This is a genomic window from Candidatus Rhabdochlamydia sp. T3358 (assembly GCF_901000775.1).
Classification (GTDB): domain Bacteria; phylum Chlamydiota; class Chlamydiia; order Chlamydiales; family Rhabdochlamydiaceae; genus Rhabdochlamydia.
The window spans coordinates 30,536-47,820 of the sequence record NZ_CAAJGQ010000012.1 but is presented as its reverse complement, the minus strand read 5'-3'; the positions used below and the strand labels follow the sequence as shown (position 1 = coordinate 47,820).

The 17,285-nt window shown below is 36.2% G+C and carries 16 protein-coding genes; all 16 read left to right on the top strand.

Annotated features, from left to right (window positions below; genetic code table 11):
* The first annotated feature begins 169 nt into the window (after nt 1-169).
* Entirely contained in the window at nt 170-1,222 is a 1,053-nt protein-coding gene (carA, locus tag RHTP_RS03280) for a glutamine-hydrolyzing carbamoyl-phosphate synthase small subunit (RefSeq protein ID WP_138106705.1), read from the top strand.
* A gap of 3 nt (nt 1,223-1,225) precedes the next feature.
* Nucleotides 1,226-4,453 carry a carbamoyl-phosphate synthase (glutamine-hydrolyzing) large subunit gene (carB, locus tag RHTP_RS03275; RefSeq protein WP_138106704.1) on the top strand — a complete coding sequence of 1,076 codons (3,228 nt, stop codon included), beginning with the start codon at nt 1,226-1,228 and terminating at the stop codon, nt 4,451-4,453.
* The gene (locus RHTP_RS03270) at nt 4,450-5,571 is read left to right on the top strand and encodes a glycosyltransferase family 9 protein (protein ID WP_171005719.1); all 1,122 of its coding nucleotides are present in this window, start codon (nt 4,450-4,452) and stop codon (nt 5,569-5,571) included. Before carB ends, RHTP_RS03270 begins: the two co-directional genes overlap by 4 nt.
* Nucleotides 5,568-6,500, top strand: coding sequence for an aspartate carbamoyltransferase (gene pyrB / locus RHTP_RS03265; protein ID WP_138106702.1), 933 nt, complete (start codon nt 5,568-5,570; stop codon nt 6,498-6,500). Before RHTP_RS03270 ends, pyrB begins: the two co-directional genes overlap by 4 nt.
* Nucleotides 6,487-7,704 carry a dihydroorotase gene (gene pyrC / locus RHTP_RS03260; RefSeq protein ID WP_138106701.1) on the top strand — a complete coding sequence of 406 codons (1,218 nt, stop codon included), beginning with the start codon at nt 6,487-6,489 and terminating at the stop codon, nt 7,702-7,704. The genes pyrB and pyrC overlap by 14 nt, the downstream gene beginning before the upstream one ends.
* Entirely contained in the window at nt 7,691-8,797 is a 1,107-nt protein-coding gene (locus RHTP_RS03255; protein ID WP_138106700.1) for a tRNA-dihydrouridine synthase, read from the top strand. The genes pyrC and RHTP_RS03255 overlap by 14 nt, the downstream gene beginning before the upstream one ends.
* A complete protein-coding gene (locus RHTP_RS03250) occupies nt 8,794-9,408 on the top strand; it encodes an orotate phosphoribosyltransferase (protein ID WP_244609517.1) in 615 nt (204 codons plus the stop codon). Before RHTP_RS03255 ends, RHTP_RS03250 begins: the two co-directional genes overlap by 4 nt.
* Nucleotides 9,392-10,168: an orotidine-5'-phosphate decarboxylase gene (gene pyrF, locus RHTP_RS03245; protein ID WP_138106699.1), complete on the top strand. Its 777-nt coding sequence runs from the start codon at nt 9,392-9,394 to the stop codon at nt 10,166-10,168. Before RHTP_RS03250 ends, pyrF begins: the two co-directional genes overlap by 17 nt.
* Nucleotides 10,146-11,120 (top strand): glycosyltransferase family 2 protein, encoded by a 975-nt coding sequence (locus RHTP_RS03240; RefSeq protein WP_138106698.1) that lies wholly within the window; start codon nt 10,146-10,148, stop codon nt 11,118-11,120. The genes pyrF and RHTP_RS03240 overlap by 23 nt, the downstream gene beginning before the upstream one ends.
* A 187-nt stretch (nt 11,121-11,307) precedes the next feature.
* Nucleotides 11,308-12,159, top strand: coding sequence for an EscJ/YscJ/HrcJ family type III secretion inner membrane ring protein (locus RHTP_RS03235; RefSeq protein ID WP_244609516.1), 852 nt, complete (start codon nt 11,308-11,310; stop codon nt 12,157-12,159).
* A 3-nt stretch (nt 12,160-12,162) separates the two neighbouring features.
* On the top strand, nt 12,163-13,014 hold the full coding sequence (locus tag RHTP_RS03230; RefSeq protein ID WP_138106696.1) for a hypothetical protein: 852 nt from the start codon (nt 12,163-12,165) through the stop codon (nt 13,012-13,014).
* Between the two features lie 3 nt (nt 13,015-13,017).
* Complete coding sequence (locus RHTP_RS03225; protein ID WP_138106695.1) at nt 13,018-13,635, top strand: FliH/SctL family protein; 618 nt, start codon at nt 13,018-13,020, stop codon at nt 13,633-13,635.
* A gap of 88 nt (nt 13,636-13,723) precedes the next feature.
* Complete coding sequence (gene sctR / locus RHTP_RS03220; protein ID WP_138106694.1) at nt 13,724-14,500, top strand: type III secretion system export apparatus subunit SctR; 777 nt, start codon at nt 13,724-13,726, stop codon at nt 14,498-14,500.
* 15 nt (nt 14,501-14,515) lie between these two features.
* Nucleotides 14,516-14,785: a type III secretion system export apparatus subunit SctS gene (sctS, locus tag RHTP_RS03215; protein ID WP_138106693.1), complete on the top strand. Its 270-nt coding sequence runs from the start codon at nt 14,516-14,518 to the stop codon at nt 14,783-14,785.
* A gap of 114 nt (nt 14,786-14,899) precedes the next feature.
* A complete protein-coding gene (locus RHTP_RS03210; protein WP_138106692.1) occupies nt 14,900-16,165 on the top strand; it encodes an Lpg1974 family pore-forming outer membrane protein in 1,266 nt (421 codons plus the stop codon).
* A 43-nt stretch (nt 16,166-16,208) separates the two neighbouring features.
* Nucleotides 16,209-17,039 carry an EscT/YscT/HrcT family type III secretion system export apparatus protein gene (locus tag RHTP_RS03205; RefSeq protein ID WP_138106691.1) on the top strand — a complete coding sequence of 277 codons (831 nt, stop codon included), beginning with the start codon at nt 16,209-16,211 and terminating at the stop codon, nt 17,037-17,039.
* The last annotated feature ends 246 nt before the right edge of the window (nt 17,040-17,285 follow it).

The following is a 17,285-nucleotide window of genomic DNA, read 5'->3' as shown; positions in this document are numbered from 1 at the left end:
TGTCGCTCCCTTAAGTAGTAAAGTAAACTATAATGAGAATTAAGAATTTTAATCTATTGCAAATGATGACAGGATGTTGCAAGTATTTTTCAAAACAACTGCTCTTGGGTAAAATAAATCAAAAAATATATTTACTTCTCTTTTTCCTTTTGTTAGGTTTGAATGCAATATGAATTTTTTGAAACTAGTTCCAGCGCAACTTGTTTTACAAAATGGCATGACCTATCAAGGGCATGCACCAAAGTGGTTTAAAGAAACGGTTTTTGGCGAAGTTGTCTTTACAACAGGAATGACAGGATATGTTGAATCCCTAACAGATCCTTCTTATGCAGGACAAATCTTAATCTTTACTTTTCCTTTGATTGGCAATTATGGTGTTCCCGATTCTAGGCTTTGGGAGTCTTTGAAAATCCATGCCAGAGGCGTTATTATTAATCAAATCTGTCCTTTTTACAGCCATTATCAAGCAAAAAGTTCCCTAGCTCAATGGCTATATAGGCAAAAAGTTCCTTTTCTCTCTGGAGTAGATACCCGTGCTTTAACAAAGAACATTCGAACAGAAGGCAGCATGCTTGGGGCCATTACACAAGAAGGAGCGGTAAGTTTTTCCAATCCTCATACTGCTTCTCTTGTTAAAGAGGTAAGTTGTCCTATTTTAAGGAAGTATGGGGAAGGAAAGAAAACCATCATTTTAGTTGATTGTGGCATGAAGCAAAGCATTTTGCGTTGCTTGCTTAATTTCCCTGTTCAAATCAAACGAGTTCCTTTTGACTACAATTATTTAGACCAAGAGTACGATGGGATTCTTTTATCTAATGGACCAGGAGATCCTCTTGACTGCAGACAAACAGTAGACATTTTAAAAAAAGCCTTGAATAAGAAAAAACCGATTTTTGGCATTTGTTTGGGAGCTCAACTCATGGCATTGGCAGCTCAAGCAAAAACTTATAAACTACCTTTTGGACACCGAGGTCAAAATCAACCTTGTGAATGTATAGAATCAGGGCGCTTTTTTCTCACATCGCAAAACCACGGTTTTGCCATAGAAGAAAATAGTTTACCTAAAAATTGGAAGGTCTCATTTCGCAATGTAAATGATGGCTCCGTCGAAGGAATTCGACATCGAGAACTTCCTTTTTTTGCCGTGCAATTTCATCCTGAAGCATCTCCTGGCCCCACTGATATGATGGGATTATTCGAAACTTTTTACAACATGTTATAGAAAATGAAAGATGATAAACGTTTCCAAGGAAAGTCTGTATTGATTCTAGGCTCTGGAGGTTTAAAGATTGGTCAAGCCGGCGAGTTTGATTACTCGGGAACCCAAGCTATTAAAGCGCTAAAGGAAGAAAAAATTCATACGATTTTGATCAACCCTAATGTGGCAACAGTACAAACAGATCCTTGCACAGCGGATGAAACCTACTTGCTTCCACTCGATGTAGAAATTGTCTCTCAGATTATTGCTAAAACAAAACCCAGTGGTATCTTGTTAAGCTTTGGAGGACAAACAGCTCTTAATTTAGGCCTTCAACTTGCTAGTAAAAATATTTTTCAAAAATATGGTGTAGAAATACTCGGCACGAATATTTCTTCTATCCAGTTAACAGAAGACCGGCATCTTTTTAAAAAAAAACTTGAAAGCATCGGTATTTGCACTCCTAAAAGTAGAGCAGTCAAATCTATTGCTCAAGCATTAAAAGCGGCAGAAGAACTAGGCTATCCCGTTATGCTACGCTTAGGTTTTTCTTTAGGGGGGTTAGGGTCGGGGAAAATTACTAACCCTAAAGAACTACATACAAAAGCGCAGGAAGCCCTAAATGCTTGTTCGCAGATTCTCATCGAAGAGTATTTATTCGGATTTAAAGAACTTGAATATGAAATTGTACGTGATCAATATGGAAATGCACTAACGATTTGCAATATGGAAAATTTGGATCCGATGGGGATTCACACAGGAGAGAGCATTGTCGTTGCACCTTCGCAAACACTCAACAATCAAGAATACCACCTCCTGCGTTCTATTGCATTAAAAGCAGCAGAAGCTTTTGAAATTGTAGGCGAGTGTAATATACAATATGCCTTAAATCCTAAAGACGGCAGTTATAGAGTTATTGAAATGAATGCTAGACTCTCTCGCTCATCTGCTTTAGCCTCAAAAGCTACTGGATACCCTCTTGCTTTTGTTGCAGCAAAGCTTAGTTTAGGTTTTTCTCTTGCCCAAATTCGTAATAGCGTGACAAAAAAAACAACAGCTTTTTTTGAACCTGCCTTAGATTATATTGTTGTCAAAATCCCCAGATGGGACACCCATAAACTACGCTCAGCAGAGCGCAAAATCGGTACTGAAATGAAAAGCGTAGGTGAAGTAATGGCAATAGGTAGAAGCTTTCCCGAAGCTCTACAAAAAGCTATTCGCATGCTAAACATTGGAGCCGATGGATTAACTAGTTATCCCTATCCTATTGAAAATCTTTCTCAAGAAATTCACGAAGCAACCGATAGAAGATTGTTTGCACTAGCTCTTTTTTTTGAAAAAGGAGCAACCCTTAAACAGGCACAAGCATTATGTCAAATCGATCCTTGGTTTTTACTGCATATCCAATCTATTACACAGCTTGCTTCTCTCTTAAAAAAACAACCCCTAACCAAAGGCTTATTACGAAAAGCTAAACAATATGGTTTTTCTGATCAAAGCATTGGAAAAATAAAAAACATCTCTCAAGAAAAAGTACGAAAACTACGTCACCGTTATCAAATCTTGCCTATGATTAAACAGATTGATACATTAGCTGGAGAGTTTGATGCCAAAACCAATTACCTCTTTTTAAGTTACCATGGCATATGCCATGACATTCAACCTTTTAATTCTCCTCCTATAATTGTACTTGGTTCTGGCCCCTATTCAATTGGATCATCTGTTGAATTTGATTGGTGTGCTGTAAACACATGTAGAGAGCTTCGCTCTTTAGAAGAAAAAACAATGATTATCAATTGCAATCCAGAAACCGTATCCACAGATTATGATGAATCAGATCGTCTGTATTTTGAAGAGCTCACCTTTGAGAGAGTTCGAGATATTGCAGATTTTGAAAGTCCAAAAGGGATTATTGTATCTGTAGGGGGACAAATTGCAAATAACTTAAGTATAGTTCTTAATAAATATGGATATCCCCTTTTGGGAACAAAAGCTTGGCAAATTGATCGGGCAGAAAATCGATATAAGTTCTCCAGTTTATTACATAAATTAAAAATTGACCAGCCGACATGGGTTACTGTCGTTTCACTTACCCAAGCAAAATCCTTTGCAAGCCAAGTGGGTTACCCTGTTCTCATTAGGCCCTCTTATGTGCTTTCAGGATCAGCGATGAATATTGTCTTTTCTGAAGATGATCTGGCTCAATTTCTTATTCAAGCAACAAAGATTTCTCCTGATTACCCCGTTGTCTTATCCAAATTTATTACAGAAGCTAAAGAACTCGAAGTTGATGGAGTGGCTAAAGAAGGAAGAATTATCATTGAAGCTATTTCTGAGCATATTGAAAATGCGGGAGTGCATTCAGGAGATGCTACAGTGGTTTTACCTCCTCAAAATTTAGATCTAGAAACCATTCGGCGTACAAAACTCATTACAAGGCAAATTGTCAAAGCGCTTGAAATCACCGGTCCTTTTAATATTCAATTTGTCGTTAAAGGTAATGCTATTCAAGTTATTGAATGTAATCTGAGAGCTTCTCGTTCTTTTCCTTTTGTCAGTAAAGTAACACGACATAATTTTATTGAAATTGCAACTAGAGCGCTTTTAAATCAACCTATCTCAGGCGTCTTTAAAACTCTTGAATTTGATTATGTAGGTGTTAAGACTCCCCAATTTTCTTATCAACGTTTAAAAGGAGCAAGCCCTGTTGCTCATGTTGAAATGGCTTCTACTGGAGAAGTAGCTTGCTTAGGCAGAAATTTACAAGAGGCCTTTTTCCTTTCTTGGATGGCTACGCAGACAAGAATTAAAGGAAAAAAAATCTTATTTAGCATTGGAGGTAATAAAAAAAGTAAACTCTTGGAATCGATTAAAGCGCTTGCAGATTGTGGATGGAAAATTTTTGCTACTCAGGGAACTCATGACTTTCTCAAAAGCCATCAAGTAGAATCCCAATGCACTTATAAGAGAAGTCAAAAAAAACAACCCCATCTATCTAGCTTCATAAAAAAGAGATATTTTGATTTAATTATAAATATCCCTAAAGGCACAGGAGCTAATCCTATAACAGATGGGTTTCATATTAGACGTTTAAGTATTGATCATCATATCCCATTGATTACTAACTTACAAAACGCACAAGTATTTTTAAGCTGTCTAGTAAAGCTTAACTTGAAATCCTTGCTTATCCTTCCATGGCAATGCTTTGCTACAATTTCCGAAAAAGATCTGATAAACAGAAGGGCTATAAAGTGAAAAAAACAGTTAAGTCTTTTAAAAATATTCTCTTGAAAATTTTTGTAAAGATTTTGCGCTATTTTATCAAACAAAATACCATACAAGAGAGGTTTTTAGTTGTTTCTACAACTGGGCTAGGAGACACTTTATGGGGGACTCCTTCGATCCGCTCTCTTAGAGAACAGTATCCTAAAGGGTATATTGCAGTTTTAACAAGCCATATTGGAAAAGAATTATTAGAAAACAACCCCTATATTAATGATCTATTCTTATTGAAAAAACCTATAATTACCTCTCTTATTTCTCTTTATTCAAAGCTAAAGAAAAAGAAGTTTTCCTATATTTTATTCTTTCATTCCTCTCAAAGAATAGTTTTGCCTTTTGTGTATTTATTAGGAGCTAAAAAAATTATTGGTACCGAAGGATCAAATAAAGGGCTTGATTCTTTAATGACTCACCTTCTTCCCAAAAAACCACAACATGAAATCGTAAGACGCTTAGAAATTATTGCAGCATTAATTGGTAAAAAACCAGCTCACCATCGAATAGAAATTGCTTTAAGTGAGCAAGACAAAAAAAACGCTCTGCCTCTAATAGATCATTTACAAGATCACATACATCCTTGTATCTTGCTTCATCCAGGATCTAAAGATATTTTTAAACGTTGGCCTTCTTCTCATTTTATTGCCTTAGGCAATCTGTTAAGCACACAACATAAATGCCACATATTTATTACAGGCAATCAATCGGAAAAAGAACTAGTTTTACAAATCGCCTCTAATATTCCCAATAGCACTTCCTTAATAGATCTGCCTTTAAAAACATTTGCTGCTCTTATTCAGAACATGGATCTAATGGTTTGTAATGATACAGGTCCAATGCATATGGCTTTTGCTGTAAAAACACCTACTATTGCCATTTTTTGTCCCACAAACCCTCATCTGTGCGGTCCTTATGCTGTAAAAGACTATACGGTAATTGCAAAGAAAAAAACATGTTCTCCCTGCCTACAAAAAAAATGCGCAAATCCCTTTTGTATGTTGCAAATAGGAATGCAAGAAGTCTATGAAGCTGTTTTACATCAACTCTGTAAATCAGAAAAATTTGCTTTAAAATCCTTAAGGAAACTTTCATGAATCATACATTCAGAAATAGAAGTGTTATTTCGATGGAAAATTTTTCTAGTCAAGAGATTCTCTATCTTTTAGAACAAGCACACATCATGAAAAATTCTACCCCTCCACCCTTACTAAGAACTTCTATTCTCGCTACCTGCTTTTATGAGCCCTCCACTAGAACCCGTCTCTCTTTTGAAACCGCTATGCTTAAATTAGGAGGCCGGGTAATTGGATTTCCCGATGGGAAAAATACCGCTGCACAAAAAGGGGAATCTCTTGAAGATACGATAAGAGTTATAGGATCTTTTGCAGATGTCATTATATTGCGGCATCCTTCTAAAGAATCTATACATCTAGCTCATAAAAGCACTAAAACACCGGTTATCAACGCTGGTAATGGTACAGAAGAACATCCCACTCAAACCTTAACAGATCTATTTACCATGCAAGAAACACAAAAAGATCTTCAAGGATTATCTATTGCCTTTGTAGGGGATCTTAAATATGGACGCACAGTACACTCTCTCTGCTTTGCATGTGCTTTATTTGGTATGCGTCTGTTTTTTTGTGCTCCGGATGGCTTATCTCTTCCTCAAGAGTTACTCGCTCACTTAACAAGAAAAAAAATACAATTTTCCTTCCATCAAAATTTAGATGAAATCATTCCCCGCTTAGATATTCTCTATATAACACGTCTGCAAACGCATAAATTGACAAGCACTGATCCCACCTTTTTTAACCTTTATCCCTTGAAATTAGCTCATTTAGTAAATGCACCTTCCCATTTAAAAATACTACATCCACTTCCAAGAAATAATGAGATCGATCCTTTAATTGATCATACCCCATTTGCACACTATTTTCAACAAGCAGAGAATGGGGTATACACTCGTATGGGACTATTACATACTATTTTACAAGGATCCTTAAAATATGATTACGTTTAAGCAAGTCTCTACCGTCGATGGTAAAAGGCTTGATTGGCAAATCCCCTCTATAAAAGAGATGACCTTTGATAGTCATCATCTTACACTCCTGCCCGCTTTAATCGATCCACACGCTCATTTTCGCACTCCTGGGTTAGAATATAAAGAAGATTGGAAGACAGGAGCTAAAGCTGCTTTACAAGGAGGAATTACCACCGTATTTGACATGCCTAACACTCTACCTATTACAAACACACTAGAGAGAGTTTTAGAAAAAAAACAGCTTATCCAAAAACAGTTAAAGCAGGCAGAAATTTCCTTGCATTTTGACTTATACCTAGGTGTGGATAAAAACCACTTTTCTGAGATTGAGCGTTGTCGTAATGAAGTTATCGGTTTGAAAATTTTTATGGGGTCCTCAACAGGAGGTTTGTTATTAGATGATGATACATCATTAGAAACAGCTTTTAAACTCGCTGCAGAAAATGATCTATTAGTTGCTGTACATGCAGAAGATCAAGATTTAATTCTTAAAAGAAAAGCCCGGTTTTCTCATCATAAAGAACCTAAAATTCATTCTAAAATTCGTAACGAACAAGTAGCTTATCTAGCAACTAGCAAAGCTATTGACTTAGCTCGTAAGTATCACACACGCTTATACCTTCTACATGTGAGCACAAGTCAAGAAATAGAGTTGATTCGGCAAGCTAAAGAAAAAGGCATTTGTGTGTATTGCGAGGTTACCCCCCACCATCTATTTCTTTCGACAAAAGCCTATGATTCACTAGGAACTAAAGCACAAGTGAATCCCCCTTTAAGACAACAAGTTCACTCTGATGCACTATGGCAGGCTATTAGAGAAAAAGTGGTGGATACAATTGGATCAGATCACGCTCCTCACACCCTAGAAGAAAAATCTGCAAGTTATCCTAAAAATTTATCGGGAATGCCCGGCATAGAGACTACCCTTCCCTTACTTCTAGATGCCTGTAATCAGGGAAAAATCCAATTGTCCGATATTGAACAACTCATGCATAAGAAAATCGTAGAGATTTTCCGACTCCCTTCTTGTGAGGATATTGTTTTAATCGATATGCAAAAAACACAAGTACTAGATCCCTCTTTATTACAGACAAAATGCAATTGGAGTCCCTATGCGGGTCTTACTTTAAAAGGTTGGCCCGTTATGACTGTTTTAGGAGATAATCTCTATGCCTGCCACTAAATTACCTAATTGGTATCCAGATCACGCCCCTATTTACGATATGAAAAAAAGTTATCTAGAAAATGCAGAAGAGGGCCCTTTCTTTGATGGAGCAATTCCCAAAAGAAACCTTTCTTCTAGAGAAGCAATGCTTAATTTTTTGGGATTCCCAGTAGCCTCTTGTATTGGTGTAGCAGCTGGGCCTTTATTAAACTCTAAATGGATTTCACTAGCAGCTAAATTGGGATATGATATCCCTGTATATAAAACCATTCGCAGCAAAGAATATGCAGCTCATCCTATGCCAAATATTATTTATGTTGATACAAATGGCCCTATACATGCAAATGACCCCAAATATAGTGTTAAACAAGTCCCTTTTCTACCTAAGCAAATAGAGGATCTAGCGATTACAAACTCTTTTGGCATGCCTTCTAGATCACCTGCTTTTTTATTAGAGGATATCCCTCGTGCAAATGCTTATCTACAAGAAGGACAGGTTATGGTTGTTTCTATAGTAGGTTCTTTTCAAAAAGAGCGTTCCTTTATAGAAGATTTTGTAGCTGTTGCTACCTTAGCTAAAGCAGCAGGTGCTAAGATTATCGAAGCGAATTTCTCTTGTCCTAATGTAAAGACAAAAGAAGGAGCTATCTATATGTCCCCTTCTGCTGTTGCAGAAATCGGAAAGGCACTTGTTAAAGCTGTTCATCCTATTCCTTTAATCATTAAAGTGGGTGTTTTTCCTTCTAAACAACTATTACAAGAAGTATTAATCACAGCTGCTCAAAATGGAATACAAGCCATTTCTGGGATTAACTCAGTTAGCTCTAAAGTAGTTGATTCTGCTGGGAATTCTCCTTTAGGACCTGATAGACCAACAAGTGGTATTTGCGGAGGACCTATTCTCTCCACTGCAGTGCGATTTATTACACAAGCCCATGAAATTATCCAAAAAGAAAAGCTCGACCTTACCTTAATCGGAGTAGGAGGTATTTCCCTGCCAGAGCATTTTTCTGTTTTTTTTAAAGCAAAAGCTCATGCCGCAATGACCGCAACAGGTATGATGTGGGATCCTTATTTAGCAGCAAAATACCATACAAAAGAGCAAAGATGATCCAATTACAAACTAAAAAAATGATTCTTGATCTTTTCAGCATAGGATCGATTCAATTTGGCCATTTTGTTTTAAAGAGTGGTATTACTTCTCCGATTTACATCGATTTAAGACGGATTATTTCTTTTCCAAAGATGGTAAAAGAAATCCGCGATGCCCTCTGGCAACTTGCGTCTGATTTAGAATTTAGTTTGATTTGTGGAGTGCCTTATACTGCTCTTCCTCTTGCGACAGCTATCTCTTTAAAATATAATATTCCCATGCTGATGCGCCGTAAGGAGATTAAGGAATATGGAACAAAATCTATTATTGAGGGAATATTTAGTAAAGAGCAGCTTTGTTTAGTCATTGAAGATGTGATTACTACAGGTAAAAGCATTCTTGAAACAGTTATTCCCCTACAAAATCTAGGAGTCATTGTTAAGAATATTTGTGTTGTGCTCAACCGCGAGCAATCAGATGTAAAAGCCCTGCAAAAAAATGGGCTTTCTGTTCACAGCTTAATCAGTATTTATGAAGCCTTGGAAGTATTATATGAAGAGAAAAAAATCGAAGAAAATATATTTCAAAATGTTACTTGTTTTTTAAAAACCTATGACAAGAAAATATAGTTATGAACAAAGAATAGCATTTTGTCCTAATCCAGTTGCAAAAAAACTATTTAGCATCTGTCAAGAAAAACAAAGCAATCTCTGCGTTGCAGCTGATTTTACCTCATCTGATGCCTTAATTGCTTTTACAGAGTTGATAGGACCTGAAATCTGCATGTTAAAAACACACATAGACATTCTCAACGATTTTCATCCAAATACTACAAAAAAGCTCCAAGAGCTTAGTCATAAAGAGAACTTTACGATTTTTGAAGATCGTAAATTTGCGGACATTGGAAATACCGTACAATTACAATATCAGGGAGGCCCTTTTAAAATGGTTGAATGGGCTGATTTGATCAATGCACATAGTGTTGCAGGGCCTGGTATTATCGCAGCTCTTAAAAATATAGGTCTTATCTCTAACAGAGCATTGCTTCTATTAGCAGAGATGAGCTCTTCTGGAACCCTTGCTAAAGAAGAATATGTAGAAGCTACGCTAAAAATGGCTGAACAACATGAGGATTTTGTGATTGGTTTCATTTGTTTAAAAAAAATTTCTAACAACCCAAAATGGATTCACTTTACACCTGGTATTCAGTTTGCTAATGATAAAGACGGTTTAGGACAGACATACCAAACCCCAGACGCAGCCATCAAAGCAGGAAGTGATATAATCATTGTGGGTCGAGGAATCTATCAAGCAGAAAACCCAAAACAAGCAGCGAGTGAATATCGCAAAGCCGGATGGTCCTCTTATGCCCTCAGCCTATCTTCCTAAGATTTTTATTATTATTGTAAATTGGAATGGGAGGCAAGATACTCTAATCTGCCTAAGTTCTCTAGAGTCATTGGACTATTCTAACTATCAAGTAATCATTGTTGATAATGGATCAAAGGATGATTCTATTTCTGCTATAAAGCTTCAGTTCCCTAATCACGTACTGCTAGAAAATCAAACCAACTTAGGATTCACAGGTGGTAATAATATAGGAATCCAATACGCTTTAAATTACAAAGCCGACTTTGTTTTGCTGCTAAACAATGATACCAAGGTTTCTTCTGATTTATTAAAGCACTTCATGCTAGGATTTCAACAATTCCCTAAGGCAGGAGTTCTTGGAGCTAAAATTTGCCTGATGCAGAACGAGGGAAAATTAGATCATTTCGGAGGAACTTGGAATCAAAAAAAAGGAGTTTTTGATTTAATCGGATTACACGCATTAGATGAGAATTGGGACACCGCCTTCTGTATTGATTATGTTTGTGGGGCTGCTATGATGATCAAAAAAGAAGTTTTCGAACAAATAGGTCTCTTGGAATCTCGCTTTTTTTTGATTTGGGAAGAATCCGATTTTTGTATGCGTGCCAAACGCAAAGGATTTCAAATTATTAGTTATCCCTCTGCAAAAATTTGGCATAAAGTTTCTGCTTCTTTTACAGGTAAAACACATAGCACCTATTTTTGGTGGCGCAATCGTCTTCTTTGGATCGAGCGTAACTGTGCTTTTAAGCACCTTTTAAGCATCTATACACGAGTATTAATTCCCGAGACCCTTCATCTGATAAAAATCTATTTGCTGAAATCTATACAGTATACTTGTTTTAAACCTTTTTACGCTAAAGCTGAACAAGAAAGAAAAAGACATAAACTTTTTACCTATAAAGCAGCTCTACGAGGTATAAAAGACTATCTCCTTCGTCGCTTTGGGCCCGGGCCTGATTGCTACTAAAATGGAGTTCTAATTTGACGAAGCTAAGACAAACTGCTATAAGTTAATAAATAAGGCATCTTGTCACATAAGCATGACAGACTTGGCAATTTTCAATCTTTACAACTATTGATTTATGACTATTAACAAAATTTTAAAATACCTCTTCGTTTTTCTTCTTCTTACTTTTGTAAGCTGTGATCGTAATATGATCATCATAAATGATGTCGATGAAAGAGAGGCAAATGAGATCATTGTCTTTCTAGCAAGTAGAGGGATCTCTTCAGAGAAAATGCAAGCTGTAAGTACAGGAGCTAGTGCAACAGGAAATGAAGCCGTAAAATGGAGCATCACAGTTGATGGAGCCCATTCTACAAAAGCCATGGCTATTTTAAATCAAAATGGATTGCCTCGTAAAAAAGGAACAAGCTTACTAGACCTTTTTGCAAAAGCGGGTTTGATGTCTTCAGAAAAAGAAGAAACCATTCGTTATCAAGCAGGGCTTGCTGAGCAAATCGCTAACATGATCCGTAAAATCGACGGTGTGCTAGATGCAGATGTACAAATCTCTTTTCCCTCTACTGAAGCTTCTTCTATGGCTTATGGATCACAACAAGAGAAATTGAAAAAAATTACAGCAGCCGTCTATGTAAAGCATCAAGGAATATTCGATGACCCTAATGCTCATCTCTCTTCTAAAATTAAACGCCTTGTATCTGGTAGCGTAACAGGCCTTGATCTCAATGATGTCACAGTTATTTCAGATCGTGCGCGTTTTATTGATGTCTCATTAACTCCCATGAGCGAGTCTTTAGAAGGGGCTGGAAATGAATATGTGAGCATTTGGTCAATTATATTAAATAAACACTCAGCTTCCCGTTTCCGTATTGTCTTTTTTCTTCTGATGTTTTGCTTATTTATATTTGCTTTGCTTATCGGTTGGATGATTTGGAAGTTCTATCCCTTCCTTAAAGAAAAAGGAAATTGGAGAAATCTGCTTAAAATCGCTCCCTTTAAAGAAAAAGAAGGAAAGATGAAGCCTCCTGAGAGTGAGAGTTAAGTTATGGATAAAGTAGCTTTTTGTACCTTAAGCTCTCTTATTATGTCCTCTCAAAAAAAAAAGGACTTGCTTACCTGCTTATCAGAAGAGATGCAAACTCAAATACACACATCTCATAAAGAAAATATAGAGATAACCGATACGGCCTCCTCTATATGTAAGCAACTTGATGCTATACATTTTTCCTGGTTTGTACCACATCTGCGCTCTCTTACAGAAAAAGAGGCTAAGCTTTTCATATCCTGTTTATCGCTTCAACAAACACAAGATTTAAAAAAAGCATTGATGCTCTCTGAATCTTTTCCAAAACCCACAACTTTAGCAAAAAAATACTTAACTCAAGAATTATTTAAAACGATTGCCCCTGAAAATCTAATCCCTTGTTGCTTTCTGCCGCAACACCCTTTACTAACTTTACTTGATTTAAATACTACACAATTAAATACCCTCATTGAACTATTAGCAATGCATGATTTGGCAGTAGAAATTCCTCAAATCATCTCCACGCAAAAATTAAAATTGATTGATAGTTCTCTTACTAAAGAACAGACTCATTATTTAAAAAGCCTTCTGTCTCAAAAAGAACCTGTTATCTTTAAAAAAATAGGACTCTCTGAATGGGGTGCAGATTTAGATGTATTGAAAGACGCATTAACGCAAAGAGGCATTAATCGATTAGCCAAAGCCATTTATCCCATTCATGCGAGCTTCACTTGGTATATAAGTCACCATCTAGAAATGGAAAAAGGTAAGCTATTAACCAAGCTATCTACCGCTACAAATGCTCCACAAGCAGCTGATTTGCTCAAAAATCAAGTCCTTTTACTCATGAAAACACTTAACTATCAAGCTTAACTTATGAAACTTCTAACACTCATTCAACAAAGTGAAATACATCCAGCAGCAGCAGAAAAAGTGATTCCTGCTAAAGATTTTAGTATTTTACTAGAAACAAAATTGCTTATTGAGCATGCACAAAAAGACATTGTTCTTTATAAACAAAAAGTGGAAAAAGAGTGTAAAAAACTACGTGCCCAAGCAAAACAACAAGGCTTTGATGAAGGGCTTGAGCAATTCAGCACCTATATTACAGATTTAGAAAAAAAAATGCTTTTTTGGTATTCAGAACTACAAAAAAAAGTACTTCCACTTGCCCTGCAAGCGGCTAAAAAAATCGTTAGTCAACAACTCTCTTTAGATCCTGAAACTATCGTGCGGATCGTTTCCGAGACGCTTAAAAGTGTGAAGCAAAGTCCTGATATCACCATCTATGTTAATAAATTAGATAAAGAGATCCTAGAAGCAAATAAACCTACTCTTAAGAAAAATCTTGAACAAGTAAAAACTTTTACGATTCAAGAAAGAGATGATGTTGAGCAAGGAGGCTGTGTTATTGAAACAGATAGCGGAATTATCAATGCCAAAATAGATAAACTCTGGGAATCTCTAGAGCAAGCTTTTCAGAAATATATGTAATTTTTAAAACTCTTATCAACCTCTTTCTCTCTTTTCTCTTAGAGAAAATCTAAGAATATACTAAATTCGGTAAAAAAATGGTACTGACATGCATAAACGCCTTCTGCTTTTTTCTTTTGTATTGCTAGCCTGTCTTTTTTTAGGAGACTGTTTATATGCACAAGAGGCCTCTTCACCTTCTATTGAACAACTAACGCCGACCCCTACTATTTTAGAAGAGTTAACAGCAATCACGGCTTTTGCACTTCTGCCTTTTGCCATTATGCTCTTAACTTCTTACATTAAAATTGTGATTGTGCTGTCTCTTTTACGCAATGCTTTGGGTATTCAACAATCTCCACCAAATCAGGTCATCAGCGGTATTGCTCTTTTAATGACGATTTATGTGATGTTTCCTACCGCTGTAGCCATGTATAAAGCAGGAGAGAATCAAATTAAAGACAGAGCTCCTACAAATTTATTTTCTGCTGAAAGCGCACAATATATGGTAGATGTAATCAATGTTACAAAAGAGCCTATGCGTGATTTTTTACAGAGAAACACCACAGCTAAACACATGGGTGGTTTTTATCAACTCGCTCAACGCTCTATACCAGAAGAATTCCGCGGTGGGTTAAAACCTAATGATTTTATCATTTTGATTCCTGCTTTTATTACTTCACAGCTTAAAGCTGCCTTTGAAATTGGTGTACTAATCTATTTGCCTTTCTTTGTAGTGGATTTAGTTACCTCTAATATTTTACTCGCTATGGGTATGATGATGTTATCCCCTTTAACAATTGCGCTTCCTTTAAAGTTACTGCTCATCGTAATGGTAGATGGATGGACATTGATCATTCAGGGACTAGTTTTATCATTTCGCTAACTTAAGGAAAAAACCATGTATAATACAGAAATCTATCAGCTTTCCTATCAAGCTTTGTTATTAATTCTTCTTTTATCTGGACCTCCTATCTTAATCAGCACTTTACTCGGATTAACGGTTGCTGTTTTTCAAGCAGCTACACAAATCCAAGAACAAACACTCTCTTTCATGGTCAAACTATTTGCGGTAATTTTTACTCTTCTCATTGTTGGAGGATGGTTAAGTGCACAAATTTTACAGTTTACCAATAATATCTTCATGAATTTTCCTAAATGGGCCTCTTAAAGATTTCATATAAAATCATTCATACTCGCTTTTTGTTGACCAAATTCTTTATAAAAACTAAATTGGGCCATAAAAACTATGCAGCGAAAGTTGTATTAAAACTAGAGGTTCTATATGCGATTAAATACAAAAAAATTGTGGCCTGCAGTTATTACCTTCGTGTTAGTAAGCTCTGCTCATGCAGATTCTTACGATTCACCTGCATCTGATCTAGAAAATTGTCTCCCTTGTCTTGAACAAAATTTGACTAAACCTGATTTAGAAAGTCGTCTTATTCTTATTGAAAAAAATTTAGAGAATTGCCTTAAAGCCCTTGAACAAAAACAAGATATAAATGGATCAATCAATCCTCCTGCCATGCCTTTAACTAGAAATGGATGGGGTCTTCAAATATCTGCAGATGCCCTATTTTGGCAAGTACAAGAAGATGCTCTTACCTATGCTATAGGCTTTTCATCAGATCAGGATCTTGGACAATCAGCCGCCTTAGTGAAACAGAAATACAATTGGGGATTTCGTGTTGGTCTTGATTGGACTCTGCCCCATGATAACTGGGATATAGCCGCTACCTGGACACATTTAATTAGCAATAGCCATCGTAATAAAACTACGGCAACTGACTTAAAGATTCCTACTGAAGGAGGCTCTCCTCAGCTATTTTTATTAGTATTACAAGGGATTAATGACCCTATTGCTACCGGTTACTCAAATGCGAGCTCAAGATATCATAATCGCCTTGATCAGATTAGTTTGAATGCTGCTCGTGAGTTTTTCGTAAGCAAGTGGGTAGTACTGCGTCCCTATTTTGGTTTAAGAGCTGATTGGCTACGTCAGAGATTACGCACCGGTTATTCTGGAAATGTAGTAGTTGCAAGTGCAGGAGTTGTGGTTCCTAATCTTTCCCTAGATATTCAACAAACCAATAAATGGCAAGGGGTCGGAATCGAATCAGGATTTAGTACACAATTGAGCTTTTGTGGTGGATTTAGCATCTATGGAAACATAGCTGCTGCTATTGAATATGGTCTACAAAAACTACACTTTTCTCAAGCCGGCTTTGACTTCAGCTCTGCTCAATTTGGAGGCCCATCAAATTCTGTCTTTAACGGGTTTGGCACAAGCTATCATATTTGCAGACCTATTCTAGATCTTCAAATAGGATTAGGTTGGGATTATAACTTTTGTAATGATAGGTTGCATTTTGGATTGAAGTTAGGTTGGGAAAACCATATATATTTTAATCAAAGCAGATTTTTGTTCGTACAAATAGCAGATGCCACAAATATTACAGCTACCACTGCCACAAACTACTCAGAAAATGCACATGGAGGAGATTTAACTTATCAGGGATGGACACTACATGCTAGCTTTGATTTTTAGTTAAGTTTATTTACTGTTACCTCATTCAATAGACCTTTTTTACATGAATCCTAATGACTCTTATCTTGCTTTTTTTTCTAAGCTTTTTGAACTAGATCCTTTTGCTCTGCTTTCCCTATTTTTTCTGGGATTGATGCGTTTTGCACCCATCGTAAGTTTAGCTCCTTTTTTAGGAAATAAAGCACCTAGCACTGTAAAAATGGGCCTTTTGATTTGCTTAACCCTTGTGTTTTTACCGCAAATGATTATGACCTCTCAAACAATGGTTGGATTTAATTTTCAATACATTGTTCTTTGTTTTAAAGAGCTCTTCCTTGGGTTTGTTCTTGCTTTCTTTATCACAATTCCTTTTTACATTGCAGAAACAGCTGGAGTAAATATCGATTTTCTAAGAGGATCTTCCGCTTTACAAGTGACAGATCCCTTTATGCAAACACCTTCTTCTTCTATTGGTATTTTGTATAATTATGTCATGATTGTAATCTTCTATCAAATCAACGGTATCTTTTATTTTTTTAACGCTCTTTTCGATTTTTATACAATTATTCCCATAGATAAAATGCTCCCATCGTATTTTTTTACTTTTCAAGCAGCTTTTTGGCAAAGCGTTTGGGGGCTAGTTGGAAAAATCGTGTCGGTTGGAATTCAATTATCAGCTCCATCTATCATTGCTATATTAATGACGGAGATGTTTTTAGGGATTGCTAATAGATTAGCTCCTCAAGTACAAATCGCTTTTTTAGGTATGTCTCTTAAGTCATTGCTTGGACTTGCAGTTCTTTGTGCTGCATGGTTTTTTATTTTACAACAAATGGGTATACAATCTTTAGGATATCTAAAAGACCTAGAAGCTGTTCTAAAGAGCTTTCAATAACATTTAAAATTAGCTAATTTTACTATTAACAGTCTTAAGTCTTTAATTAAATTTAGAAAAAATCCTTTTTGTATTTGTGTTTTTCCTGATTGTTTTTTTGATTTTTAAGTTCTAAAAACACAAAATTCATTTAATGCTCTAAAAAACAAAAAAGTCTTTCTTAAGTAGTTTTAAAGCATATTTAACCTATTCTAGACACAGGATTTTAACACCGCTTAAAAAAGGAAAATCACATACTTATACTAT

Excerpts from the sequence above, each read along its gene's own strand:
- carA (WP_138106705.1), top strand. The coding sequence starts at position 170 with ATGAATTTTTTGAAACTAGTTCCAGCGCAACTTGTTTTACAAAATGGC.
- carB (WP_138106704.1), top strand. The coding sequence starts at position 1,226 with ATGAAAGATGATAAACGTTTCCAAGGAAAGTCTGTATTGATTCTAGGC.
- pyrB (WP_138106702.1), top strand. The coding sequence starts at position 5,568 with ATGAATCATACATTCAGAAATAGAAGTGTTATTTCGATGGAAAATTTT.
- pyrC (WP_138106701.1), top strand. The coding sequence starts at position 6,487 with ATGATTACGTTTAAGCAAGTCTCTACCGTCGATGGTAAAAGGCTTGAT.
- RHTP_RS03255 (WP_138106700.1), top strand. The coding sequence starts at position 7,691 with ATGCCTGCCACTAAATTACCTAATTGGTATCCAGATCACGCCCCTATT.
- RHTP_RS03250 (WP_244609517.1), top strand. The coding sequence starts at position 8,794 with ATGATCCAATTACAAACTAAAAAAATGATTCTTGATCTTTTCAGCATA.
- pyrF (WP_138106699.1), top strand. The coding sequence starts at position 9,392 with ATGACAAGAAAATATAGTTATGAACAAAGAATAGCATTTTGTCCTAAT.
- RHTP_RS03240 (WP_138106698.1), top strand. The coding sequence starts at position 10,146 with ATGCCCTCAGCCTATCTTCCTAAGATTTTTATTATTATTGTAAATTGG.
- RHTP_RS03235 (WP_244609516.1), top strand. The coding sequence starts at position 11,308 with ATGATCATCATAAATGATGTCGATGAAAGAGAGGCAAATGAGATCATT.
- RHTP_RS03230 (WP_138106696.1), top strand. The coding sequence starts at position 12,163 with ATGGATAAAGTAGCTTTTTGTACCTTAAGCTCTCTTATTATGTCCTCT.
- RHTP_RS03225 (WP_138106695.1), top strand. The coding sequence starts at position 13,018 with ATGAAACTTCTAACACTCATTCAACAAAGTGAAATACATCCAGCAGCA.
- sctR (WP_138106694.1), top strand. The coding sequence starts at position 13,724 with ATGCATAAACGCCTTCTGCTTTTTTCTTTTGTATTGCTAGCCTGTCTT.
- sctS (WP_138106693.1), top strand. The coding sequence starts at position 14,516 with ATGTATAATACAGAAATCTATCAGCTTTCCTATCAAGCTTTGTTATTA.
- RHTP_RS03210 (WP_138106692.1), top strand. The coding sequence starts at position 14,900 with ATGCGATTAAATACAAAAAAATTGTGGCCTGCAGTTATTACCTTCGTG.
- RHTP_RS03205 (WP_138106691.1), top strand. The coding sequence starts at position 16,209 with ATGAATCCTAATGACTCTTATCTTGCTTTTTTTTCTAAGCTTTTTGAA.